A 22621-nucleotide genomic window follows, 5' to 3' on the forward strand; every position below is an offset into this window, starting at 1 on the left:
AACTTAAATCACTAAGTTAAAGGAGGAATTTTAGCTTGTTTGAGAAGATCAAAAGAATTCTCATAGGAAAACCTCTACCAAACGAAGCTGAAAAGACAGAAAAGTATGGTGTGCTGTGGGGCCTTCCCATTTTGTCAAGCGATGCTATATCATCTGTTGCATACGCTGGACAAGAAATTTTGTATGTCCTCTTGCCTGCAATAGGATTTCTTGCTTTTAAAGAAATATCTGTTGTAACTACCGCAATTATAATACTTCTTTTTATTTTAATGCTCTCTTACAGACAAACTATTGAAAACTATCCAAATGGCGGCGGTGCTTTCATTGTCGCGAAGGACAACCTCGGCGTTTTGGCAGGCATTGTGGCAGGAGCAGCTTTGTCAGTTGACTACATCCTGACAGTGGCAGTTTCTATTTCTTCAGGTGTTGACCAGATTGTAACCGCACTTGAATTTTTAAAGCCTTATAAGATTGCCCTGTGTCTATTTTTAGTTCTATTTTTGATGATTGGAAATTTGCGAGGAATAAGAGAATCATCCAGAATATTTGGTATACCTGCTTATGCTTTTATGTTTTCAATTTTGGCTTTAATTATAGGGGGATATATAAAGCTAAAGATGGGATATGTTCCGCCAGAGCCAAAGATAAACTATTCCTCTCATCCTGTTACTTTAGTTTTGCTTTTGAAGGCATTTGCAAGCGGGTGCACAGCACTGACTGGTATTGAAGCTGTATCAAATGCTGTTCCAAACTTTAAAGACCCGGCAACAAAACATGCTAAAACTGTTTTGCTTTTATTATCTTTAATAATCCTCGTGTTATTTGGCGGAACAACACTTTTGGCAACACACTACCATATAGTTCCTACTGAAGGTGCCATGCTTGTTTTGATGGCGCAAGAAATTTTTGGCAAAAGCTTTATGTATTACATTGTTGCTGCAACAACCTTTATAATCCTTGTTTTTGCTGCAAACACTGCATTTTCGGGTTTCCCAATGCTTGTCGCTGTCATGGCAAAAGAAGAATTTGTTCCAAGGCAGCTCAGCCTTAAAGGTGATAAGCTTAGCTACTCAAATGGAATTATCATCCTTGCTTTGGTATCCGCCCTTTTGATTGTAGCATTTAATGGTAACGTCACAGCACTCATTGGACTTTATGCGGTTGGTGTTTTTATATCATTTACACTATCTCAATCAGGTATGTTTGTAAGATGGCTTAAGAACAAAGGCAGTCATTGGCACATAAAAGCATTTATAAACGGATTTGGTGCACTCACAACATTTGTTGTTGTCATTATAATTGCAATAACTAAATTCAAAGAAGGTGCGTGGATTGTTGTTCTTTTAATTCCTCTACTTGTCTTTGCAATGATAAAGGTAAAGCTTCATTATATTGCCGTTGCCGACCAGCTGAGAGTAACGCCTGAAGATAAAGAACTTTTGGATGTTGAACACAATATATATAGAAACAGGGTTATTGTTCCAATTGAAAGTTTAAACAAGGCAAGCATTCGTGCTTTGAGATTTGCAAAGACAATCTCAGACAATGTAATTGCTTTTAATGTATCAATAAATGAAGAGCAGGCAAAAAAGCTCCAAGAAAGATATAAAATGCTCAACTGCTCCATCCCACTTGTAATAAGGTATTCACCTTATAGAAAAATATTAGAACCGCTTTTAGAGTATATAAAGTCAGAAGAGTACAACTATCAAAAGGGGGACATGATAACAGTCATCATACCCAAATTTACCGTACAGCGCTGGTGGCAAAAGATTTTGCACAACCATACATGGCTGTTTATAGAAAAAGAACTTTTAAAACACAAGCACATTGTTGTATCTGTCATGCCACTGCAGCTGAAAGATGATGATGTGGTTTTGAAGAAAAAGAACAAACCTTTGTGGAAGATATTAGAGGAAGACTAAGTAATAAAAAAAGGACATAGCCAACTGCTTTGCGCAAGCTGGCTATGTCTTTTTAATTTTTTCTGCCAACTCTCTACACACATTTATTTATAAGCCTTTCTCATAATTCCTACTGTCTCTTCAAAAGAAAGCTTATATGGATCAACCTCAAAAAGTCCGCCCATTGTTTTTATAGCATTATCAGCAAGCTTTTCAATCTCATCCTCTTTAATTCCATAGTCAGACATCTTTAAATTCCCAACTCCACACTCTTCCTGAAGCTTTTTCATTGCCTTGACAAATGCAAACGGTCTTTCATCTTCTGGAAGTTGTTCTACATCAACACCCATTGCTCTTGCAAGCTGAATGTATTTTTTAGGCACTTTTGATGCAAAGAATGTATGATAAGCTTCAGATAGCATTATAAGTCCTGCACCATGTGGCAAATCTGGATAAAATGCAGAGAGGGCATGTTCCATTGAATGCTCTGATGTACAGCTGGAAGTCGACTCAACAAACCCTGCCAACGTGTTCGCAAGTGCAACATATGTTCTTGCCTCTATATTTGTCCCATCTTTTACACAAATCGGCAAGTACTTTGCTATAAGCTCAACGCTTTTGAGTGCAAACATGCTACTGACTGGAGTTGCAATCTTTGCAATATACCCTTCAACTGCATGGAAGAAAGCATCAAACCCTTGGTAAGCAGTAAGGTGCGGAGGTACACTTAGCATAAGCTCTGGGTCTACAACCGACAAAGTTGGGAATGTGTACTGGTTGCCATAACCTATCTTCTCGTTTGTCTCTTCATTTGTTATAACAGTCCAAGGGTCAGCCTCTGTTCCAGTTCCAGCTGTTGTGGTTATTGCAACAATTGGAAGTGCACCATTTACAGGTACTTTGCCTTTGCCTGTCCCGCCTACTATATAGTCCCAGTAATCACCATCGTGTTTTGCCATCAGAGCAATACTTTTTGCAGAGTCAATGCTACTTCCTCCACCAAGACCAATTACAAAGTCGCAGCCTTCTTCTTTTGCTAATTTTGCCCCTTCCATAACATGTTTCTTGATAGGATTGGGCAAAATCTTATCAAATACAACATACTCAATTCCCTTTTCTTTTAATATCGCTGTAAGCCTGTCCAGATAACCATACTTTTTCATAGATGTTCCAGCAGATATTACAATCAGAGCTTTCTTTCCGGGCAAATTTTCGTCTTTGAGTCTGTTCAAACTTCTTGGTCCAAACAAGATCTTTGTGGGTATAAAATAATTGAAAACCAAGTTTTCCATTACGTATTCCCTCCAAATTTTTAATCTGTAAATGCCAAAACACAATCTCTTTTAAGTTTAGTATAATATACTTGATGTCATTTACAAAGAGCGCACTTTTTTAATATTAAGTATCATAGATGATACCAAAGGAAGGTGTTTTTTCTATGTCCCAAAAGCAGAAGGTCAAAGAAGCAACGTGCGAGATTGAAGTTGCATTTGAAGTAATAGGTGGAAAATGGAAACCTTTGATTTTGTGGTATTTGGGAGAATACGGAACACTTAGATTTGCTCAGATTCAGCACCTTATTCCTGACATCACTCACCGCATATTAACCAAGCAGCTGAGAGAACTTGAAGAGCATGGACTAATTAGAAGAAAGGTGTATCCTGAAGTCCCTGTGAAAGTAGAGTACAGCCTCACTGAAAAAGGAAAAGAAGTCTTGCCAATTTTGGATTTGATGTGCGACTGGGCTGACAAGTATGATTACTTTGGGTATAAGATAAAGTACAATTTATGCAATGAAGAGCTGTGCAATCTACAAGAAGAGTAGTTTCTTTAAAATGCAAAAAATCTTAACAAAGAAGATTTGGGGGTAGTTCACAAAAATGTACCTTTTTGTATACGGTTCTCTTCTTTCTCATAACAGCCATAATTATCTTTTAAGCAGATGTAAATTTATTGGAAAAGCGGTGTTAGAAGGCTATGGACTCTACAAAGTCAGCTGGTACCCTGCAATTGTACCAAAAGAGGACTCAAAAGTAGCAGGAGAGGTATATGAGGTTGATGAGAAAACAATAAAGGAAATAGACAATTTTGAAGATGAAGGTGTGCTTTACAGACGGCAAGAGGTAGATGTCATTCTAAATGATGCTGAAGTTCTGAGGACGTGGACATATGTGTATTTACTTGATGTTGATGAAAAAAATTACATTCCTTTTGAAAAACAGCCGTGGAGAGAATAGGTAAATACCTTATTCTCTCCTTTTTATTCTCACTGGTATTTTCTTTTTAACATACTCACTTTCAGCTCTTTCAGAAATAATGCTGATATTGCCATCCATCTCAAAAACAGCAAGCTCAACATCGTCAAGTGAAGCAACACCGTGCTCTCTAACTGCCTCAAGCAGCTCATCTTTTGTAATCTTTGCTTTAGCTAAATTTTTTTCATTGATTTTTCCTTTATACACCAATAATAGAGGCTCTCCCTCAATCAAACGTTCTATCTTGGGAAACCTGTACACAATGAGCTTTATAATATAGTTTACAACAAACAATGATGTTGCAGCAACAAGCCCGCCTGCCAGACTCGAATCTGCTCCCACCATGGCATTTTGCACAGAATTGCTAAGAAGCAGGACAAAAACTAAATCGCTAATTGAGAGCTGCGAAACATCTTTTTTGCCAAACAGCCTGATGGCAAAGATAATAAACAGGTATATTGAAATTGAACTAAAAGCTATATAGAGATATCTTAACATTTTCATTTGACTCCTCTTCCCCAAGTTTTAAATGGTGATCTTCTCATCTTGTCTGACTTTGAAATATTCTTTTTCTTCTAATTTATCAAATCGCCCTTCAAGCTACAATACTTTCAAAAAGTTTCTACAAAAAGCTTTACACTTTGCAAAAAATCATTTATAATATAACTGTATTAATACTCATGGTACAGTTAATACAGAAAAGTGGTGAAGTGAATGTTCGAGATTGACTGGAAAAGTAGAGTGCCTATCTACAAACAGCTTGTAGAGAGGATAAAAGAGCTAATCTTAAAGGAGGTTTTGAAAGAAAATGAACAGTTACCATCGGTGAGGTCTCTTTCAAAAGAGCTCACAATCAATCCAAATACAATCCAAAAAGCATATCAAGAGCTTGAAAGAGAAGGTTATATTTACTCAATCCCTGGTAAAGGAAACTTTGTTGCCCCTGTAAAATCAAAGATAAAAGCCGAAAAGGAAGAAAAGATAAAATCTCAGTTCAAAAAAATTGTTTTTGAGGCATTTTTCATTGGAATTTCGAAGGATGAACTTATCAAACTTATTGAGGAAATTGAAAAAGAGCTAAAAGGAGGCGATAACTCTTGATAAATGTAGAAAATGTTTATAAAAGATTTGACGAGGTTGAGGCATTAAAGGGAGTAACTCTGAAAATTCAAAGAGGTTCTATCTTTGGGATTGCCGGGAGAAACGGTGCTGGCAAAACTACCTTGTTAAAAATTCTGACAGGGGTGTACAAACAGGACAGTGGCACAGTTTCTATTGAGAGCAAATCTGTGTTTGAAAATCCGCAGGTAAAGTCAAAAATATTTTTTGTACCAGACAATCCATACTTTTTTGGAAGCTTTTCAATTTATGATATGGCAAATTTTTATAAAGGAATTTATAATAGCTGGGACAGCCGCCACTTTGAAAATCTTTTGAAGATTTTTAATCTTCCATTGAGAAAAAGAATCTCAAAATTCTCAAAGGGTATGCAAAAACAATGCGCAATTCTCTTTGCTCTCTCTTCACGTCCAGAGCTGCTTGTGCTGGATGAACCTTTTGATGGTCTTGACCCTGTTATAAGGCAGAGTGTAAAAAAGCTGCTAATAGAAGATGTTGCCGATAGAAGCACAACAGTAATAATATCATCCCACAATTTAAGAGAACTTGAAGATTTCTGCGACACTATTGCAATTCTTCATGAAGGAAAAGTGTTGCTTTGCAGCAATATAGAGGAGTTGAAATTGGATACTTGCAAAATTCAAGCTGTGTTCAAAAAGAATTTTCTACCTGAAAGTTTGAGTAGATTCAAGGTAATCTCTTACTCTAAAAAAAGTAATATTGAGGTAATCATTATAAAGGGCAACAGAGAAGAAATCTTAGATACATTAAAAGAGTTTGAACCGATGGTACTTGATATACTGCCCCTTTCGCTTGAGGAGATATTTATCTACGAAATGGGAGGGTTGAAAGATGAGCTTGTCCAAATCTTGGATTAATAAAAGATTCTTTTTTGTGACTCTTAAAAGGTTTTGGTTCGTAGGAGTAATATATTTTTTGGCTTTGTCAGTAATTCCATTTTCTATTATTCTATTCGATTTGCCTTCAATTTCAAAATATCCCGACAGTTATATAGTTTCTAAGTCTATTGTGACAAAAACTCAAGGATACTGTATTTTTGTAAGTTTACTTATCTGTTTTGCTCTCAGTGCACTTGTATTTAACTATCTTCATTCAAAAGATGCCGCAGACCAGCTTCATAGTCTTCCTCCAAAGCGAATAGCACTTTATATCTCCAACACTTTAGCTTCTTTTTTATTGCTTTTACTTCCCATTATACTCAACACAGTAATTTTATTAATATTGAAATTAAATCTGGCAGATAAATTTGAAATACAGTTAAAAGAGATATTCTTCTGGGGCTTAAATATAACTGCCGTCTCAAGTTTATTTTTTTCAATTGCAACGTGCTGCGCAATTATCACAGGCACACCTTTTGTCCAAATTTTCTTGAGCTTTGTTGTACTTATGCTGCCATCATTTTTATACTATACTTTCATTTCAAATCTCAAAAACTGGTTATATGGCTATTATCCCTCACCAAGCAGCGCTGTTGTTGAAAGAATAAATCCTCTTTTAAGAATGTTTACACCTGTACCACCTTCTTCTCCACTAAAGCCTATGGAATATACCGGCTTCTTTAGTATTGCCTTTTTTTTGATTGTCCTCGGTAGCATATTATATAATTTTCGCAAAATTGAAAGTGCTGGGCAATCCATAGTATTTGAGTTTTTCAAACACATCTTCAGATATGGAGCTGCTCTGTGTGGTGCACTTTTGGTAGGACTTTATTTTCCTTACATTGAACAAGGAAAATCTTACAGCTTGGCAATATCAGGATATTTGATTGTTTCTTTCGTATGCTTTTTAATTGCTGAAATGATTCTGAACAAAAAAATCAATGTTTTCAATAAATCTCTTTTGAGATATGGCTATTTTGTAATATTTTTGTTCTTTGTAATAGGGATTATAAAACTGGACCTGTTCGGATTTGAAAAGTATGTCCCGCAGGAAAGGGAAATAAAAAGTGTTGTGTTTAAAGACTACTTTTTTATAGGAAATTATTCTGAAGATATAAGTACTTTTGAAAATCCCGAAATAGTAAAAATGGTTGTAAACCTTCACAGGCAGATTATTAAACAAAAACAGGAAATTACAAAGGAAAAAGATTCAAATTCTCCATACAAAACTACTCTTTATATAAGCTATAACTTGAAAAATGGGAAAAAGATACAAAGAATATATGATGTTGATATTCAAAAGCTTTCTCATTATTTAAAACCTCTTTATGAAAATCGTACTTTCAAATATAACCTTTACGGTATTTTTAAGATATTTCCTACAAATGTTAAATCGGTATCATTGAGTAAATACGGTAACTATTCTTCAACATCAGATACTTCTTCAAAACCTACTATTAAATCCTCTGATATACCTGAACTATTAGAGGTTCTAAAAGAAGAGATATACAATAGGAAATTTGAAGATATTATAAACAATACAAAAGACCCATGGGGTGACATTGTAATTGACTTGAAAACACCTATTTACCATGGCAAAACTCCATTTTCGTACATTCCAATATTATTTGAAAAAAACTTTACAAAGTTAGAAAAATGGTTGACTAAAAAAGGATACATTAGATTTGCCCGCATCATGCCAGATGAGATAAGTTATGCTATCATAGGAAAATCAAACAATCCAGATAAACTGAAAAATACACTAATGGGTAACATAAATCTGGAGAAAATCAAAGGTGGGAAAAAGATAATAGACAAAGTCTTGATAGACAAATATCTGCGCATGTGTGAAAATCCATATCATTTTGGTAGTTATATGACTTCAAAAAAGGAGATATATTACATTATCTTTTTTGGAAAATCTCCGAGAATCCTCCACGTAGGGATTTTGAAAGATTTATAAAAAAAGAGGCTGTCTAAAAACAAAATTTTAAAATTCTTATTTCGCAATATATAGGTAAAACTAAATAAATCAAAAACTATATATTTTAAGAAAGGGGCTATCCAATTATCTTTTTGGACAGCCCCGTTTATTTTCTTTATTTTATTGTAACTCCCTTAAAACTTGATAAAATCAGTGTAAATCTTTATTTTCTAAATTTTCAAAGCTTTTTGTAAACAAATCTTTACCATACTTTTTCTTTCGCTTTTCTGCCACCTTATAGCAATATTCATCCTCTCTTGGCAACACTACAACAATATTCATTACTTTCTTTGATGGAATAAGTGAGAAAGTGGATTTTTGCTAACTTTCCATATACCAGCCAAGACTATTTTCTGAGTTTGTTTATCAAGTTTAAAAAGTTCTTTTTTAGCTTCTGGCAAAAAAGTTACTTGCCACATTTTATTCTATCTCCACCGATTCTGCTAACTTATCAATTTCTTCAAGTGTAAAGCCAGCTTCTTCAACCACTTGTTCGAAAGTAGAACAATCTTCTTGTTTTAAATTTTCAGTTCTTTTGAGGGCCAGAAGCAGGAGCTTATAGTCCTCATGTGCCTGTATAAGTTGGTCATATAAATCAATAGGTATTATAACTGCCTGTGGCTTGTTGTTTTTGATAACGAGAAAATTCTTTTTCTTTTTAGCAACTTCATCAATAATTTTTGAAGCTCTGCCTCTCGAAAGTTCACTTATCGAAATCATATGCGAAACCAATTCTTTCAAGTTGTAGAATTTCATTTGTTGAGTACTTAATTTGACTTCCGACATTTTCATACCACCATTCATCGCTCTTCTATTTGAAATTATACATGAAGGACACAAGAATTTCAATAAAAAGTTAATGAAAATTTTCATGATTTTTTAAGATAATACTTTAAAAAAATAGGCCGCCAGAGCTAAGATATTTGATATACTGGCAGCCTTTTTTTGTTTTATTTTATCCTCTCAATCTTTGTCCCCTGAGGGGTGTCAAGAACGATATAGCCCAAGCTTTTGAGCTCATCTCTTATTCTATCTGCCTCGGCAAAGTTTTTCGCCTTTCGTGCCTGATTTCTTTTTTCAACCAGTTCCAGAATTTGTTGTGGAATAGCCTCTTCTTTTGCGCTATATTGCTCCAAGATTCCCAGTATACTGCAAAGCTCTTTCAATGTATCTTTTGCAAAAGTTAAAGTTTCTTTTGAGCAAGAATTAGCATATGTGTTAATTTCTCTTACCATTTCGAACAAATACCCTGTTGCCTCGGCAGTATTCAAGTCATCTTCCATTGCATCTATAAACTTTGCTTTTAGCTCTTCAATCGCAGCTTTTAGCTTATCATCATTTTCAGATGAAGAGGCTGCATTTTGAATCAAAAACTCAAGATTTTCATAGCAGGTATAAATTCTTTTGAGTGCCACCTCTGCCTGTTCAATAAGGTCTATACTGAAGTTAAGAGGTTTTCTGTAATGAGCCTGGAGCATAAAAAGCCTCAGTGCCTCAGGGTGATATTTTTCAATGATTTCACGCACAGTAAAGAAATTCCCAAGCGACTTTGACATCTTTTCATTGTTTATATTCACATACCCATTGTGAAGCCAAAAACGTGCAAAAGGTTTTCCTGTTGCAGCCTCGCTCTGTGCAATCTCATTTTCATGATGAGGAAAGATCAAATCCTGCCCGCCTGCGTGAATGTCTATAGTCTGCCCAAGGTATTTCATTGCCATAACAGAGCACTCTATATGCCAGCCGGGCCTGCCCTCACCCCAAGGTGAACTCCATGCAGGCTCGCCTTCTTTTTTAGCCTTCCACAGAGCAAAATCAAGCGGGTCTTCTTTCTTTTCGTTCGGGTCAACGCGCGCGCCAGCCATCAGCTCTTCAATGTTCTTGTGAGAAAGCTTTCCATACTCAGCAAATTTTCTTGTTCTAAAATACACATCACCATCAACAACATATGCATAACCTTTGTCAATCAGCCTTTGTATCAGGGCTATCATATCTTCAATTTCTTCTGTTGCCCTTGGATTTTTGGTTGCTCGCTTGACATTTAGCCTGTCTGCGTCTTTGTAATACTCTTGTATGAATCTTTCAGCAAGTTCAAAGACGGTTATGCCCTCTTTGTTTGCTCTGTTTATCATCTTGTCTTCTACATCTGTAAAGTTTTGAATGTAGATAACCTCATATCCTTTGTATTCAAAATACCGCCTCAAAGTATCAAACACAATCAAAGGCCTTGCATTGCCGATGTGGATAAAATCATAAACAGTTGGACCGCATACGTACATCTTTACTTTGCCTTCTTCTAAGGGTTCAAACTCCTCTTTTGTCATTGTCAGAGTGTTGTAAAGCTTCATACTCTTTTAATCTCCTTTCGTACTCGGCAAGTTTTTTCTCCAAAGCCTCTATCTTGGCCTCAAGCCTGCAAATCTGCATTGCAAGCGGGTCGGGAAATCTAATCTGGTCAAGCTGTTCTTCAACAGTTGGCTTTTCCTTTTTCTCTTTTCTTACAACTCTTCCTGGTACCCCAACTACTGTTGAGTTGTCTTCAACCTCACGAAGAACAACTGCATTTGCACCGATTTTGGTATTGTCTCCTACTTTGAATGGTCCTAAAACCTTTGCACCAGCACCAATTAAGACGTTGTTTCCAATTGTTGGATGACGCTTACCTTTTTCTTTTCCTGTTCCACCTAATGTAACGCCTTGATAAATCAGCACATCATCGCCAATCTCAGCTGTCTCACCAATTACAACACCCATGCCATGGTCTATAAATACCCTTCGACCAATCTTGGCACCGGGATGTATCTCAATACCAGTTTTGTGCCTTGCACGCTGGGAAATCCACCTTGCAATGAAGTACATTCTGCGGTTGTAAAACCAGTGAGCTATTCTGTGGTATATAATAGCCCACAGGCTTGGATATAAAAGAGTTTCCAGCCTGCTCTTGCAAGCCGGGTCCTTTTCCATGATAACATCCATCTCTTCTTTAATCATCTTGAAAAATCTAAACATACTCTCAAAAACTCCTTTACAAACCTATAAAAATTCTTAATTTAATTATACCACGTTTTGAAGAATTCCAATCGTTTTAGTATGTTTTCTTTACCCACAATCTCTATTATCTCAACAAGCTCGGGTCCGTGAGTTTTGCCAGTCAACGCAACTCTTATTGGCATAAACAGGTTTTTGCCCTTGTAACCTGTCTCTTTTTGAATCTCTTTGAAAAGTAGCTTAATAGCTTCAGGAGTCAATTCATTCATCTGCCTTATCTTATTTTCAAACACATTAATTAAATCATTCACATGATCCCATTTTAAGACCTCTTTTGCCTCATCTTCTTCTATTTTGACTTCATTGTTAAAGAAGATATCAACCCTGTCTTTGATCTGAGATAGATAATCCAGTCCTTCATACACAGATTTTACTATCTTCTTGAGCCATTCAAATTTGGACTTTGCCTCATCCTCTTTGATATATCCTGCTTCAACAAAGTACGGTATGCACATCTGGGTAAGTTCATCCAATGATTTTAGTTTAATGTGCTGAGAGTTTATATAATTTAGCTTATCAATGTCAAATATTGCAGGATTTTTAGAAACTCTTTCTAATGAGAAATTCTCAATTAGATATTTCATGTCAAATATTTCTTTATCCTCTGGTGGTGACCAACCAAGCAGAGCCAAGAAGTTTATAAGTCCTTCTTTTAAATACCCTTGCTCTTTGTACTGCTCAACCCAAGTAGAGCCGTGACGCTTCGACATCTTTGTTCTGTCTTTTCCAAGTATAAGCGAAACATGAGCAAACTGCGGAAGTCCAAATCCAAGCGCATTGTAAATTAGAATCTGTCGAGGAGTGTTTGAAAGATGCTCTTCGCCTCTTATAACATGCGAAATCTTCATCAAGTGGTCATCTATGACAACTGCAAAGTTATATGTGGGAATTCCATCAGATTTGACAATTACAAAGTCGCCTATGTCATCTGACAAAAACTCAACATCTCCACGCACAAGGTCATGGACAACTATCTTAACACCTTCTGGCACTTTGAACCTGACAGTTGGTTTTCTCCCCTCCTGCTCAAATCTTCTTTTTTGCTCCTCTGTTAAATTCCTGCACTTACCAAGATATCTTGGCATCTGACCTTTTGATAAAAGCTCTTGTCTTTGAGCCTCAAGCTCCTCTTCTGTGCAGTAACAATAGTATGCGTAGCCTTTTTCAAAAAGAACATCAACATATTTTTTGTAAATATCCACTCTTTCTGTTGATCTATAAGGCCCATAAGGTCCCCCTACCTCAACACCTTCATCCCACTCAATCCCAAGCCATCTTAAGCTTTCGATGATAACCTTCTCGGACTCAATAGACGATCTTTCTAAGTCTGTGTCTTCTATCCTTAATATAAACTTTCCAGCATATCTTTTGGCAAAAAGGTAATTAAAAAGAGCAGTTCTTGCGCCTCCTATGTGAAGGTGCCCTGTCGGGCTTGGTGCAAACCTTGTTCTTACTTCCACTGTATACTTCAGTCCTTTCTTCTTGAGATTTTAAAGACTATCGAAAGGCTATTTATCTTGTTTTGCACGAGCAAAACATCTCTCTTTTTAAAGTATAAACTTTGAAAAATCTGCAGTCAATCAAAAAAATAAGGGCTAAACTTAAAACTCTCTCTTTATTTTGAAATATCACCTCAAATGAGACTCCTCTTTAGACCCTGCAACAAACCTAACTGCCATGTGCCATGCTCTTACCTCTTCAGGCGTATAGTTTTCATGAATGTTTCGATGGTCGTTCTTTTCTTCAATCTTCTCAAATAGCAAATTATACACTTATCTTCTTTGAAGTTTTCTATCATTTCAAAATACACATATCAAAGGTTCATCCCCCCAAAGCCTTCAAAAAGGCTTAAAACTCTTTAAGAAAACAAAAAACTCCTGCCCGCACTCTTTACGGACAGGAGTTATCAGCCACAAGGTATTTGAACTTCTTGTGGCAATTTAAAGCGAATTCCATCGCCTTAGTATTTAACTTTTCTTCTATAAATTAATTATGCCAAGTTTTGAGAAACAAGTCAATTTAGGAACTTGTTTTTTCAATTTATACCTTCTTCAATTTTTTTATCTCTTCAGGTGTAAGACCAGTATACTTTGAAATAAGCTCTATAGGCTGATTATCTTTTAGCATCTGTTTTGCGATTAATTTTATTGCGCGTTTCATACCTTGTTTCATACCTTGTTTCATGCCTTGCTTCATGCCTTGCTTCATTGCCTCTTTAGCAATTTTTTTCTTTTCTCTCTCAATTCCTTGCTTTATCTTTTCAGCTGTGCTCGAAAACAACTCATCCACCTCCAGTCCTGATTTTTTAAACATTTCTTCTGCTTCTTCTTCACTAACACCATAAGATCTTAAAATAACCTCATACAACCAATCAGCTAATTCTTCTCTTTGTTCCCAGTTAAGATGTATTTTCCCTCTTAAATTCAATATCCTATTTAGTACCCTTTCAGGATTATTAGATACCTGGTCAATATACACTGCTATTGCTAATACGTTTGCCGCACTAATTAACTTCTCCTCAGGTATACTTTTGATATCTAAGAATATTATCTTGAAATTTTGTGCATACTCTGGAAAATCTTTTGCAAATAGAATAATTTCGTTATACTGTTCATTAGGTTTCCAATGACTTATACCATTATACAGCACAATTGGCACAACTACTGGTATTTCACCATTCACTTTGTTCTTGAGTTGAATGAGATGCATATATTCATATAATCTGTGTAAAATTTTCTTGTCCTCTCTACTTTGAAATTCAATGGTCAAACAAAAGAAAGAATCTTTATATTTTATCTTATACACTATGTCTGAGATTTTCTTTTGCCACTTTTTATTTATCGACTCGGTTGCAATAATCTCTACATCACTTTTTTCTATTTTCTTAAATCTCTCTTCATTTAAAACATTCTGTAAAAACCAAATTAGATTTTCCTTGTTAGAAAACAATTTTTTGTATCCTTCATCATACTTTTTATAAGTCTTCATACTTTTCTCCTTTTTGCAAAGTCATATTTATTGCAAAAACCAGGATATTTTTATTATACCTCATTTCAATTATCGATAACAATAAACTTTTGCATCTAAGGAAGTCTTAAAAATTATTTTAATACTCCTATCATCTTGCCCTACAACCTCATATCTTTTTTATATCTCTTCCCTTCAATTTCATTGAATACATCGCCATTTTTTCTCACCTTTTAATATCTCAACTTTCTTTTCTCAAAAATTATCTAAAGTTTCCTAAATTTTGCTATAATATTCATAGTCGTTTTGCACCTTTCTTTGATTTGTTCTTCCTTTTGTTTCCTTTTTACTTTTCTTTTTTATCTATCATTTTATATTATTCTCTTCTTTTTAAAATGAGGAAGTTTTCCCATCTAAAGCCTTATAAATATTTTAATCCATTAATAAAGGAACTTGTGCAAAAATTTAAGAAATGTATATTCTGCCTTTAATTTTTTCCAAAGAAATCTCAGCGGTAGTTTTTGTTATAACTGAAAATTTATCCTTATTTTCTAATAAAAACTTATATGCCTCTTTTCCACCAATCTCCCCAAGAGCAAAGACCATAACTTGTTCAAGGTAGGGGTCTTTTTTATTTAAAAGATTTTTGCAAAGCTGTTCTATCAATGATTTTTCTGCTCTTTTTATTTTCAATTCTCCAATTATTTTTGCAGCCATATAAGCCACATTATAGTCTGGGTGTCTCAAGGCTTTGATTAGCTTTTCAGTGTACTTTTCATTTGATATATGCTCAAAATCATAGCCGCAGTTTGAACAGAATTTTTCTCCAACATCTGCTACTTTAAAGCATTTAGGACATATATATCTCATTTTTTCTCACTCTTTATACCTAAGAGCTTTCTAAGAAATCTGTTTTCTGCCTCGCAGCTGCTTAAGCTCATTTCAAGTAATCTATTTTCTTTTTCTAATTGAAAGTTTTTAAACTTGATAACTGAATACTGTGAAGAAAGCAGGAGAAGCTGCCTTCTTAAATCATCTTCCTCATAATTACATTGCTGTAATTGATATGCCATTATCCCCATTTCAAAAATAGCTCGATAGGCATCTTCTTCAGTGTACGAGTCCTCTTCAAAATCTTTTACCAACTCTTTAATCTTTTCCAAGCCTTCCTCACTAATTTCAAAAGAAATTCTTACCACAATTACCACCTTAAACTCAGTTAATTTATATTTTGTTAAGTCGAGAATTACTTGGAAAATTCCGTTTTTAAGTTGTAAAATTTTTTCTATAATTTTCCTATTATGTACCATTTTTCTCTCAAGTTCATCTTTGTTTTTGTTAAGATCATCTCTTGTATTTTTCAGAAGATCTGATATAAGACAGCAAACATGTGATATTTTGTCTTCCATATCAGTTTTAAAAGCCTCGAAGCTTTCTTCCATTCTCCTCAAAAGATCATACCTGATTCTGCCAATGTTTCTGTCAACATCAATTTCAACCCTGTCAAGTACTCTCTTTAAAATAATCTTTTGAGCAAGTTTTTTAGGCAAAAGATAAGTAAAATACACAGGATCAATCTCAAGCGCACCAGCTTCATAGCCTATTTTATAAGTAAACTTGCTCTGAGCCACAAGCCTCTGCAGTCCCTCATAGTAGCTAATCTCAATAGAAAAAAAGCTCTTTTGCCGTGTCTTTGATACTCTTTATCAGCTCATTTATCTTTTCGCAATATCTTGAAAGAAGAAAGGCAAACTGGTCTTCTACATACTTTTCAAGACCTCTTTTTTGAAACTCAAACTCTTGCACAATAGCCTCCTCAAGATACCTTTCAAGATATTCTTTCTGTTTGAGCCTTTTAAATCTTGCAATTGAGGGATAATAATCTTTTACCTTTTTTGTAATATTTATTGTAATCTCTTTCTTTATTTTTTCTATTTGCTCATCAAAACTTGTCAGAATATCATTCATCTCCACCTTAAATAACTTATAGATTTCAATCTTGTTCCGATTTATTTTATCTAAAAACTCATCAAACTTTTCAATGTTTTCTTCAAGCTGTTTTAATGGCATAACTTTGAGTTTCATATCACTTTCCAAAAATGTTCTGCAAACTTCTAAAAAGCTATCTAAACTTTTCAAATTACTTAAGAATTGCACTTTTTCTTTTTCATTTCTTAAAAATCGTTTTAGTTCCTCTTCAAAAATCTCTATGCCACTTTTTTTGATAACTTCTCTTCTATCCTGCACCTTGCCTTCAAGTGCCATCTTTGCTGAAAGAGGAAAGATATTTATATTTTCTTTCTTTGTTATATCTCTGATTACATTTTTTGTAAAAGTTACTATCTCCTCTAATTCATTTCTGTTTGTCAAGTCACATTTGTTAATTACAAAGAATATCTTATCTACACTTTCAGCAATCTTAAGTAGAAACTGTTTTTCAACTTCAGTAATTGGTGGGTCAACAGACAATACAAATATGACTGCATCTGACTTGTCAATAAATTCATATGTCACATCTGTGTTGTGCTGATATATAGAACCAATTCCTGGTGTGTCAACAATTACAACATCCCTGTTCAAAAAATCAAACGGATACCCTATCTCAATTGTATCAACACCTTTTTGATTCTTAGGATTCCTTTTTTCTGTGCAGTAAAGCTCAAGTTTATCAACTGGAATTTCTTTTTTTACACCATTGTTAAAAATTACATCTATTTTAACCTCAGGACTGTAATAAATCTTTGTTATACTTGATGTCAAAGGAAGAACCCCTGTTGGTAATAAATTTGTTCCAAGCATGTAATTTATTAGCGTAGATTTTCCTCTTTTGAACTGACCCAACACAACAAGGTAAAATGCATCTTTTTTTATTTTTTCCTCAATGCTACTTGCCAATCTCTTGATAGATTCTGAATCAATCTCCTCTGATAGGTTTTTAATTTGCTTGAGAAAGTTTTTAATATTCTCCTGCATGATATCATACGCTGTGTCCCTCATCGCCTCTCACCTCATTTTGAAATGTCAGCTCAAATACACTTACTCATTAGACCCTGCAACAAACTCAACAGCCATGTGCCATGCTCTTACCTCTTCAGGAGTATAGCTTTCATGAATGTTTCGATAGTCGTTCTTTTCTTTTATTTTCTCAAGGTGATACAAGATTATATCAATTTTGTGACTTACAACTGATAATAGTTCTTTTTGAGCAGTTATTGATGTAATTTTTACTAATACTTGTTTTAAATGCCTTTGACATATAAAACCTTTTTCTGAAAATGCTGATTTAAATTGCGGCTGTGCTGTAAAGTAGTGAGAAAACGCTTTTGTGTAAGTATCTTCAAAGCCACTTTCCTTTTCACAAAAGACACACACATTTTGATCTTGAATTTTTCTTTTACGGGGTAATGTTTCAATATGGTGGTTGTTTTTAAAATTAATTAGCAAATCAGAATATATAATGGCATGGGCAAGTACATCACCTAACGACTCTAACTTTCTTGCATGTATAGGACAAATTCCACCTTCCCTAATTCTGCTTCGCAGACTATAGTCATTTACGGATTCGTACAGAAAATCGTCAAAGAATTTGTTCATTGCCTTGTTTTTAAGATGGCATATAATACACTTATCTTCTTTAAAGTTTTCTATCATTTCAAAATACACGATATCCAAGGTCCATCCCCCCAAAAAGCCTTTAAAAAGGCTTAAAACTCTTTAAGAAAGCAAAAAACTCCTGCCCGCATCCTATACGGACAGGAGTTATCAGCCACAAGGTATTTGAACTTCTTGTGGCAATTTAAGGCGAACTCCATCGCCTTAGTATTTACTTTTTTCCTCTATATTTATTATATGAGGTTTTGAAAGATAAATCAATATGGGCATTTTACCACTTACAAATTTAGTTTAAACATCTTCTTTACTTCGACAAAGGCTGCAACTTTCCCTTTTTAATTTTATCTACACCATTTATAAACTCTTGTTGCTTCAAAAATGTAATTGCCTCCATTATTTGTTGCTCAGAATACTTATTGCCTTTTAATTTAATAACCTTTTCTATAACTACTTTTTGATTCTCCTCATCAATTTTGTTAATCCTCATTTGATTAATAATATAGTCTACAGTCGCAATAAGTTCTAAATCTCTAGCACTAAAGCTACATAATTTTTTTATCAGATCTCTATTTTTATCTTCCATTACCTCAGCTAATTTTAAATTATCTACTATATTTTGGGCAGGAGTTATCTTATGAGTATATCCATTATTTTCAACATTTACCAAACCATGTATCTCTAATCTATAAACATCATATTCCAGCTGACTACTGTATGGTCCGTAATAATGAATGGAAAAATTGTACCCCAAATTTAAACCCTTCCTCTGGAGCAAATATATAATCTTTTGAAGCAGTTTTTTCCCAACTTTATTCCCTGTATGTGTGCAATACTTTGAAATTTCACTTATTAATCCCAAAAGTCTTTCTATGCGAACATCTGTCATGGGCTTCTCCCCCTCATTTTATTTACTCATTTTTTCCATCATCTCATTCACAATTTTTATTGCTTCTTCTTTCTTATCTTCGTAAACGTATATTCTTTTTATGTTTATAGGCTCTGTCATTTTTCTTATAACTTCAGAGGCAACACTAACTGGTATCACTTTTTTGTCATTTTCAGTAATTACAGGAATTGCTTTCTCGCTATCAAGCTCATACCTCACTGGCATTTGATGTACAAGTTTATCGGCTGAATCTAAAATAAGATATTCTTCGCCAATCCTTTCCACCAAGTTGTTTTTAACTAAGTTGAAAATTTGTTGATCTTTTTCAGAAGCATGAACAGGAGTTTCATAGACTTTGCTTAGTATTTTTCTTTTTAAAATTCGTTCTGCCCATTCATTTTGTTTTATATTTTGTTTCATAAGTTCTAACACATAAATATCATCGTACTTCAAAAATTCTTGAATATCTTCTGGATACTTTCCATTTGGAAGCACTCCTTTTAAAAAATACAAAAGAGCATTATCTAAAAACCTTCTTGTTTTATAAAAATAAACTTGGGTAAACATAAAATATCTTGCAAGAACAAATTCTTCGAAAGCATGCATTCCACCTTTTTCAATAGCAAGGTAAAGCACTCCTTCTTCATTTTCCCAAACAGTGAGAGTATTAATAAGCCTTTCTAAATCAAATTTTCCATAACTAACTCCACAATATAATGAGTCTCGTAATAAATAATCCATTTTATCGCAATCGAGTTCGCTATCCATAAACTTCTTCAGAAATATAAAATCAGGATTTTCTATGTTTTCTCCTTTATATATGGAAGATATCAATTCTGGTGTAATATCATACTCTTCACCATATTGCTTTTTAAACCATTCCCCAATCTCACTAATACAATCAGCAACTTCCGTTTGTGTTACTATCATATGGGTATAGTCTTCATGTGAAAAACCATCCGGCAAAAGCTCTTCAGAAGCATGAGAAAATGGTGCATGTCCCAAATCATGAACTAATGCTATAATTCTCAATATTTGAGTATACCACTCTTTCGTAGCAATATCAAAGATTTTTGTTTTTTCAGTTACTGTATTAAAAGCTCTTGTAACAAGATGCATAACTCCTAATGAATGTCCAAACCTCGAATGTTCAGCACCATGGTAGATATAATGTGAAAAGGCTAACTGTTTTATGTTTCGCAATCTCTGAAATGGAAAAGAATCAATGAGCTTAAGTTCTAAAGGTCGAACATAAATGAAACCGTGAACTGGGTCACGAAACTCATATAATTTTTCACTCATTTTTTCTATCAAATTTTTAATTTTCAGAAATTTCCAATTTTTATAATATTTTGTTCATAAATCAAAGTGAAAATTTGTTCACTATTTTTATTATACTAAAAGGTTTACACCTGAGCAATAGGTTTGTTGAAAAACAAACAGAAAAAATTATCATGCTCGTTGTAAAATTAAATGCAATTAATTCTACATCATTAAGAATCTCGTTTTCTTCTTTTTCATCTTTAAATTTTAAATTTTTTATAAAATTAACAACTCCCACAAATTCGCCCTCACTAACATTATCAATAACTTCTATCAACCTGTTTTTCAACAAATTACGCACTTCTTTTCACCACCATCTTTCTTGTTCACTTTTATTATAACTCTTTTTATTCCAAAATAAACATTATTAACCTTTATACACTTTTAACATATAACAAAAAGAGCCTCACTACCCAAAATGGGTAGAAGGCTTTTTAAGATACATCTCAGTTCATTTACTTAATCACATTAACCTTATAGAACGCATCCACATTCTGTTTTGTTACAACCATTGTACCTGTGTCGACGTATGGTGGGAGTGGATTTATACCATACTTCTGCCAGTTGTCAACAGGATTTACTATACCATGTTTGAGATAGAACAGGAATGTCATGCCCCAGAATCCCATGTTCCATGTACCTTGCGCGATTGATGCGTCAATGATTCCTTGCTTTATGAGGTCAAGTGTTCCTTTGTCGGTGTCAAAGCTTACTATTTTAACCTTGCCAACCTTGTTAGCTTCTTTGATGGCTGTTGCAGCACCAACACCACCAAGTGCGTCTGTGCAGAAAATTCCTTTGATATTTGGATGAGCCTGGAGCATAGCAGAAATCTGTCTTGCAGCTTTTGTCTGGTCGTTTTCATCGTTTACAATTGCAACAACCTTAATTCCTGGAAACTCTTTCTTGAGAGTATCAATAAACCCTTGTTTTCTCTGCTCATGGTTGAGCTGTGCAGCAACTGTTGAGATGCCAACCTCGCCTTTGCCACCCAAAAGCTTGCCAAGATATCTTGCAGCCATTGCACCTGCGTTATAGTTTCCAGTTTCCAAAACTGAATATCTGCTTGACTTTGGTGAATCTGCGTCAAATGTTATAACAGGAATTCCTTTCTTAATCGCCTCATCAATTGGGGCTTTTAGAGCGTCAGGGTTTGCACAAGTGACCAAAATTCCAGCTGGTTTTTTAGCAATAACCTGACGAAGAACAGTAACTTCTTGGTTTACATCAAACTGTGGTGCACCTGTGTAGATTGCTTTTACACCGTACAGGTCTGCTGCAGCCTTCATACCTTTAAAGCAACCTTTCCAGTACTCAATACCAGAAACAAATGTCACCATGTAATACTCTTCATTTGGACTTCCTTTTAACTTTGGATTGCCGCTGCTTGCTTGAGTAATGTCCTTTGAGCTTGGAACAAGAGCATAAGCTAAAGACACAATGAGCGCAATCGCCAAAAAGATCGAAAGGTACTTGTAAAAATTCTTCTTCATAGCCTACCAAACCTCCTCAAATATAATTTTTATTTATTTTAACCCCTGTTGCCTACAAACTTTTCTCAATGTAGGCAACAAGAAGCTAAAACCAAACCTTTAATTTTAAAATCTTCTATGATTTTTTCTGATGTGTAAGATAGTCAATTGTCACAGCTGCAATCAAAATTACACCACTTACTAAGTTCTGCCAGTAGACAGAGACGTTCAAAAGCACAAGCGCGTTGTTGATAATACCTACCAGGATTGTACCAAGAATTGCGCCAAGAACTGTTCCTTCACCGCCTGCCAGTGATGCTCCGCCAATGACACATGCTGAAATAGCATTGAGCTCTGAGCCATTTCCAGCTGTTGGTGCAGCAACCGAAAACCTTGAAAGTGTAAATATTCCAGCAATTCCTGCTAAGACTGACATTAAAACATATACAGAAATCTTTACCTTTGGAACATTTATACCAGAAAGCTTTGCTGCATTTTCGTTACTACCAACATAGTACACAAGCCTGAACGGTGCTGACTTTCTCATCAAAAAGTCAAATAGGATTATGAGTATGATAAAAAACAGGATGAAAAATGGAATCCCCAAAACCTTACCCTGACCAAGAAAATCAAAGCCTTTTAAGTTCCCGTAAAGTGAAAGAGGCGAACCTTGAGTCAGAACATACGCAGCACCTCTTGCAATACCCATCATAGCAAGCGTAACAATAAGAGGTGGAATTCCAATTCGCGCTATAAAATATCCATTGAAAAGCCCAATCAGAGCACAGATAACAAGAGCTATCAAAGAACCTATCCAGATGTTCACACCATAGCTAAGATAAAGCCCACCTGCAATGACAGCCGAAAGCCCCAGAACAGAACCAACAGAAAGATCTACCCCGCCTGAGACAAGTACAACTGTCATCCCTATTGCCAAGATACCATCTGCTGCAAGACCTAAAGCTGTTGTTATCAAGTTTTCTGCAGTCAAGAAGTTTGGACTTAGGACCGATATAATAGCACTTATTACAATTATGATGAAAATCAAAGTAATTTCCCTAAATCCCATCAATTTTTTTAGTAAGCTTTTGTTAGATGATGTATTTAAAGTAGTATTTGACATTTTTAAAATACTCCTCCTTTCTCGCAATT

Annotated in this window: 24 protein-coding genes and 2 riboswitches; of the genes, 6 read left to right on the forward strand and 18 right to left on the reverse strand. The window is 34.8% G+C overall.

Features of this window, described 5'->3' with window-relative positions; all coding sequences use genetic code 11:
* Positions 1-35 precede the first annotated feature (35 nt).
* Positions 36-1925, forward strand: coding sequence for an APC family permease (locus ATHE_RS11295; RefSeq protein ID WP_015908575.1), 1890 nt, complete (start codon positions 36-38; stop codon positions 1923-1925).
* An 83-nt stretch (positions 1926-2008) separates the two neighbouring features.
* Here the strand turns inward: ATHE_RS11295 and ATHE_RS11300 are convergent, their stop codons facing one another.
* On the reverse strand, positions 2009-3196 hold the full coding sequence (locus ATHE_RS11300) for an iron-containing alcohol dehydrogenase (protein WP_015908576.1): 1188 nt from the start codon (positions 3194-3196) through the stop codon (positions 2009-2011).
* Between the two features lie 146 nt (positions 3197-3342).
* On the opposite strand from ATHE_RS11300, the gene ATHE_RS11305 reads away from it, so the two are divergent.
* Positions 3343-3729, forward strand: coding sequence for a winged helix-turn-helix transcriptional regulator (locus ATHE_RS11305; protein ID WP_015908577.1), 387 nt, complete (start codon positions 3343-3345; stop codon positions 3727-3729).
* Between the two features lie 55 nt (positions 3730-3784).
* Entirely contained in the window at positions 3785-4141 is a 357-nt protein-coding gene (locus ATHE_RS11310; protein ID WP_015908578.1) for a gamma-glutamylcyclotransferase family protein, read from the forward strand.
* Between the two features lie 9 nt (positions 4142-4150).
* On the opposite strand, the gene ATHE_RS11315 is transcribed toward ATHE_RS11310, so the two are convergent.
* A complete protein-coding gene (locus tag ATHE_RS11315; RefSeq protein ID WP_015908579.1) occupies positions 4151-4657 on the reverse strand; it encodes a DUF421 domain-containing protein in 507 nt (168 codons plus the stop codon).
* 216 nt (positions 4658-4873) lie between these two features.
* Between ATHE_RS11315 and ATHE_RS11320 the strand changes: the two genes are divergently transcribed.
* From ATHE_RS11320 to ATHE_RS11330, 3 genes are read left to right on the forward strand one after another with little or no spacing between them, the layout of a single operon-like run.
* Positions 4874-5260, forward strand: a complete 387-nt coding sequence (locus tag ATHE_RS11320; protein WP_015908580.1) for a GntR family transcriptional regulator — start codon at positions 4874-4876, stop codon at positions 5258-5260.
* On the forward strand, positions 5257-6156 hold the full coding sequence (locus ATHE_RS11325; protein WP_015908581.1) for an ABC transporter ATP-binding protein: 900 nt from the start codon (positions 5257-5259) through the stop codon (positions 6154-6156). The genes ATHE_RS11320 and ATHE_RS11325 overlap by 4 nt, the downstream gene beginning before the upstream one ends.
* Positions 6131-8140 (forward strand): DUF6449 domain-containing protein, encoded by a 2010-nt coding sequence (locus ATHE_RS11330; protein WP_015908582.1) that lies wholly within the window; start codon positions 6131-6133, stop codon positions 8138-8140. Before ATHE_RS11325 ends, ATHE_RS11330 begins: the two co-directional genes overlap by 26 nt.
* A gap of 302 nt (positions 8141-8442) precedes the next feature.
* Here the strand turns inward: ATHE_RS11330 and ATHE_RS15285 are convergent, their stop codons facing one another.
* The 16 genes from ATHE_RS15285 to ATHE_RS11405 all read right to left on the reverse strand — a co-directional run bounded on the left by ATHE_RS15285 (position 8443) and on the right by ATHE_RS11405 (position 22592).
* On the reverse strand, positions 8443-8580 hold the full coding sequence (locus ATHE_RS15285) for a type II toxin-antitoxin system RelE family toxin (protein ID WP_015908583.1): 138 nt from the start codon (positions 8578-8580) through the stop codon (positions 8443-8445).
* A 1-nt stretch (position 8581) separates the two neighbouring features.
* Positions 8582-8947, reverse strand: a complete 366-nt coding sequence (locus tag ATHE_RS11340) for a type II toxin-antitoxin system Phd/YefM family antitoxin (RefSeq protein WP_015908584.1) — start codon at positions 8945-8947, stop codon at positions 8582-8584.
* A gap of 164 nt (positions 8948-9111) precedes the next feature.
* Positions 9112-10509, reverse strand: a complete 1398-nt coding sequence (gene cysS / locus ATHE_RS11345) for a cysteine--tRNA ligase (RefSeq protein WP_015908585.1) — start codon at positions 10507-10509, stop codon at positions 9112-9114.
* Complete coding sequence (gene epsC, locus ATHE_RS11350; protein ID WP_015908586.1) at positions 10466-11170, reverse strand: serine O-acetyltransferase EpsC; 705 nt, start codon at positions 11168-11170, stop codon at positions 10466-10468. Before epsC ends, cysS begins: the two co-directional genes overlap by 44 nt.
* Before the next feature lie 41 nt (positions 11171-11211).
* Positions 11212-12669, reverse strand: coding sequence for a glutamate--tRNA ligase (gene gltX / locus ATHE_RS11355; protein WP_015908587.1), 1458 nt, complete (start codon positions 12667-12669; stop codon positions 11212-11214).
* Positions 12670-12837: 168 nt separating this feature from the next.
* Complete coding sequence (locus ATHE_RS15160) at positions 12838-12972, reverse strand: hypothetical protein (protein WP_256861290.1); 135 nt, start codon at positions 12970-12972, stop codon at positions 12838-12840.
* A gap of 127 nt (positions 12973-13099) precedes the next feature.
* Positions 13100-13178, reverse strand: a riboswitch (Fluoride riboswitch).
* Positions 13179-13249: 71 nt separating this feature from the next.
* The gene (locus tag ATHE_RS11360; RefSeq protein ID WP_015908588.1) at positions 13250-14197 is read right to left on the reverse strand and encodes an Rpn family recombination-promoting nuclease/putative transposase; all 948 of its coding nucleotides are present in this window, start codon (positions 14195-14197) and stop codon (positions 13250-13252) included.
* A 444-nt stretch (positions 14198-14641) separates the two neighbouring features.
* Positions 14642-15046, reverse strand: a complete 405-nt coding sequence (locus tag ATHE_RS11365; protein WP_015908589.1) for a HEAT repeat domain-containing protein — start codon at positions 15044-15046, stop codon at positions 14642-14644.
* Positions 15043-15807 carry a hypothetical protein gene (locus ATHE_RS15060; RefSeq protein ID WP_015908590.1) on the reverse strand — a complete coding sequence of 255 codons (765 nt, stop codon included), beginning with the start codon at positions 15805-15807 and terminating at the stop codon, positions 15043-15045. Before ATHE_RS15060 ends, ATHE_RS11365 begins: the two co-directional genes overlap by 4 nt.
* A gap of 31 nt (positions 15808-15838) precedes the next feature.
* The gene (locus tag ATHE_RS11375) at positions 15839-17173 is read right to left on the reverse strand and encodes a dynamin family protein (protein WP_015908591.1); all 1335 of its coding nucleotides are present in this window, start codon (positions 17171-17173) and stop codon (positions 15839-15841) included.
* A gap of 39 nt (positions 17174-17212) precedes the next feature.
* Complete coding sequence (locus ATHE_RS11380) at positions 17213-17839, reverse strand: DUF6062 family protein (RefSeq protein WP_231503442.1); 627 nt, start codon at positions 17837-17839, stop codon at positions 17213-17215.
* An 83-nt stretch (positions 17840-17922) separates the two neighbouring features.
* Positions 17923-18001, reverse strand: a riboswitch (Fluoride riboswitch).
* A gap of 91 nt (positions 18002-18092) precedes the next feature.
* The gene (locus ATHE_RS11385; protein WP_015908593.1) at positions 18093-18674 is read right to left on the reverse strand and encodes a hypothetical protein; all 582 of its coding nucleotides are present in this window, start codon (positions 18672-18674) and stop codon (positions 18093-18095) included.
* An 18-nt stretch (positions 18675-18692) separates the two neighbouring features.
* Complete coding sequence (locus tag ATHE_RS11390) at positions 18693-19976, reverse strand: HD domain-containing protein (RefSeq protein WP_015908594.1); 1284 nt, start codon at positions 19974-19976, stop codon at positions 18693-18695.
* A gap of 61 nt (positions 19977-20037) precedes the next feature.
* The gene (locus ATHE_RS11395) at positions 20038-20298 is read right to left on the reverse strand and encodes a hypothetical protein (RefSeq protein WP_015908595.1); all 261 of its coding nucleotides are present in this window, start codon (positions 20296-20298) and stop codon (positions 20038-20040) included.
* A gap of 154 nt (positions 20299-20452) precedes the next feature.
* Entirely contained in the window at positions 20453-21490 is a 1038-nt protein-coding gene (locus tag ATHE_RS11400; RefSeq protein WP_015908596.1) for a substrate-binding domain-containing protein, read from the reverse strand.
* Between the two features lie 115 nt (positions 21491-21605).
* Entirely contained in the window at positions 21606-22592 is a 987-nt protein-coding gene (locus tag ATHE_RS11405) for an ABC transporter permease (protein ID WP_015908597.1), read from the reverse strand.
* Positions 22593-22621: the final 29 nt, after the last annotated feature.

The sequence above is a fragment of the Caldicellulosiruptor bescii DSM 6725 genome (assembly GCF_000022325.1).
GTDB classification, from domain to species: domain Bacteria; phylum Bacillota; class Thermoanaerobacteria; order Caldicellulosiruptorales; family Caldicellulosiruptoraceae; genus Caldicellulosiruptor; species Caldicellulosiruptor bescii.

What these genes read in the sequence shown, in the direction of transcription:
- ATHE_RS11300 (WP_015908576.1), bottom strand. Translation starts at nt 3,196, where the DNA reads ATGGAAAACTTGGTTTTCAATTATTTTATACCCACAAAGATCTTGTTT.
- ATHE_RS11305 (WP_015908577.1), top strand. Translation starts at nt 3,343, where the DNA reads ATGTCCCAAAAGCAGAAGGTCAAAGAAGCAACGTGCGAGATTGAAGTT.
- ATHE_RS11310 (WP_015908578.1), top strand. Translation starts at nt 3,785, where the DNA reads ATGTACCTTTTTGTATACGGTTCTCTTCTTTCTCATAACAGCCATAAT.
- ATHE_RS11315 (WP_015908579.1), bottom strand. Translation starts at nt 4,657, where the DNA reads ATGTTAAGATATCTCTATATAGCTTTTAGTTCAATTTCAATATACCTG.
- ATHE_RS11320 (WP_015908580.1), top strand. Translation starts at nt 4,874, where the DNA reads ATGTTCGAGATTGACTGGAAAAGTAGAGTGCCTATCTACAAACAGCTT.
- ATHE_RS11330 (WP_015908582.1), top strand. Translation starts at nt 6,131, where the DNA reads ATGAGCTTGTCCAAATCTTGGATTAATAAAAGATTCTTTTTTGTGACT.
- ATHE_RS15285 (WP_015908583.1), bottom strand. Translation starts at nt 8,580, where the DNA reads ATGTGGCAAGTAACTTTTTTGCCAGAAGCTAAAAAAGAACTTTTTAAA.
- ATHE_RS11340 (WP_015908584.1), bottom strand. Translation starts at nt 8,947, where the DNA reads ATGTCGGAAGTCAAATTAAGTACTCAACAAATGAAATTCTACAACTTG.
- cysS (WP_015908585.1), bottom strand. Translation starts at nt 10,509, where the DNA reads ATGAAGCTTTACAACACTCTGACAATGACAAAAGAGGAGTTTGAACCC.
- epsC (WP_015908586.1), bottom strand. Translation starts at nt 11,170, where the DNA reads ATGTTTAGATTTTTCAAGATGATTAAAGAAGAGATGGATGTTATCATG.
- ATHE_RS11360 (WP_015908588.1), bottom strand. Translation starts at nt 14,197, where the DNA reads ATGAAGACTTATAAAAAGTATGATGAAGGATACAAAAAATTGTTTTCT.
- ATHE_RS11365 (WP_015908589.1), bottom strand. Translation starts at nt 15,046, where the DNA reads ATGAGATATATATGTCCTAAATGCTTTAAAGTAGCAGATGTTGGAGAA.
- ATHE_RS11375 (WP_015908591.1), bottom strand. Translation starts at nt 17,173, where the DNA reads ATGAGGGACACAGCGTATGATATCATGCAGGAGAATATTAAAAACTTT.
- ATHE_RS11385 (WP_015908593.1), bottom strand. Translation starts at nt 18,674, where the DNA reads ATGACAGATGTTCGCATAGAAAGACTTTTGGGATTAATAAGTGAAATT.
- ATHE_RS11390 (WP_015908594.1), bottom strand. Translation starts at nt 19,976, where the DNA reads ATGAGTGAAAAATTATATGAGTTTCGTGACCCAGTTCACGGTTTCATT.
- ATHE_RS11400 (WP_015908596.1), bottom strand. Translation starts at nt 21,490, where the DNA reads ATGAAGAAGAATTTTTACAAGTACCTTTCGATCTTTTTGGCGATTGCG.
- ATHE_RS11405 (WP_015908597.1), bottom strand. Translation starts at nt 22,592, where the DNA reads ATGTCAAATACTACTTTAAATACATCATCTAACAAAAGCTTACTAAAA.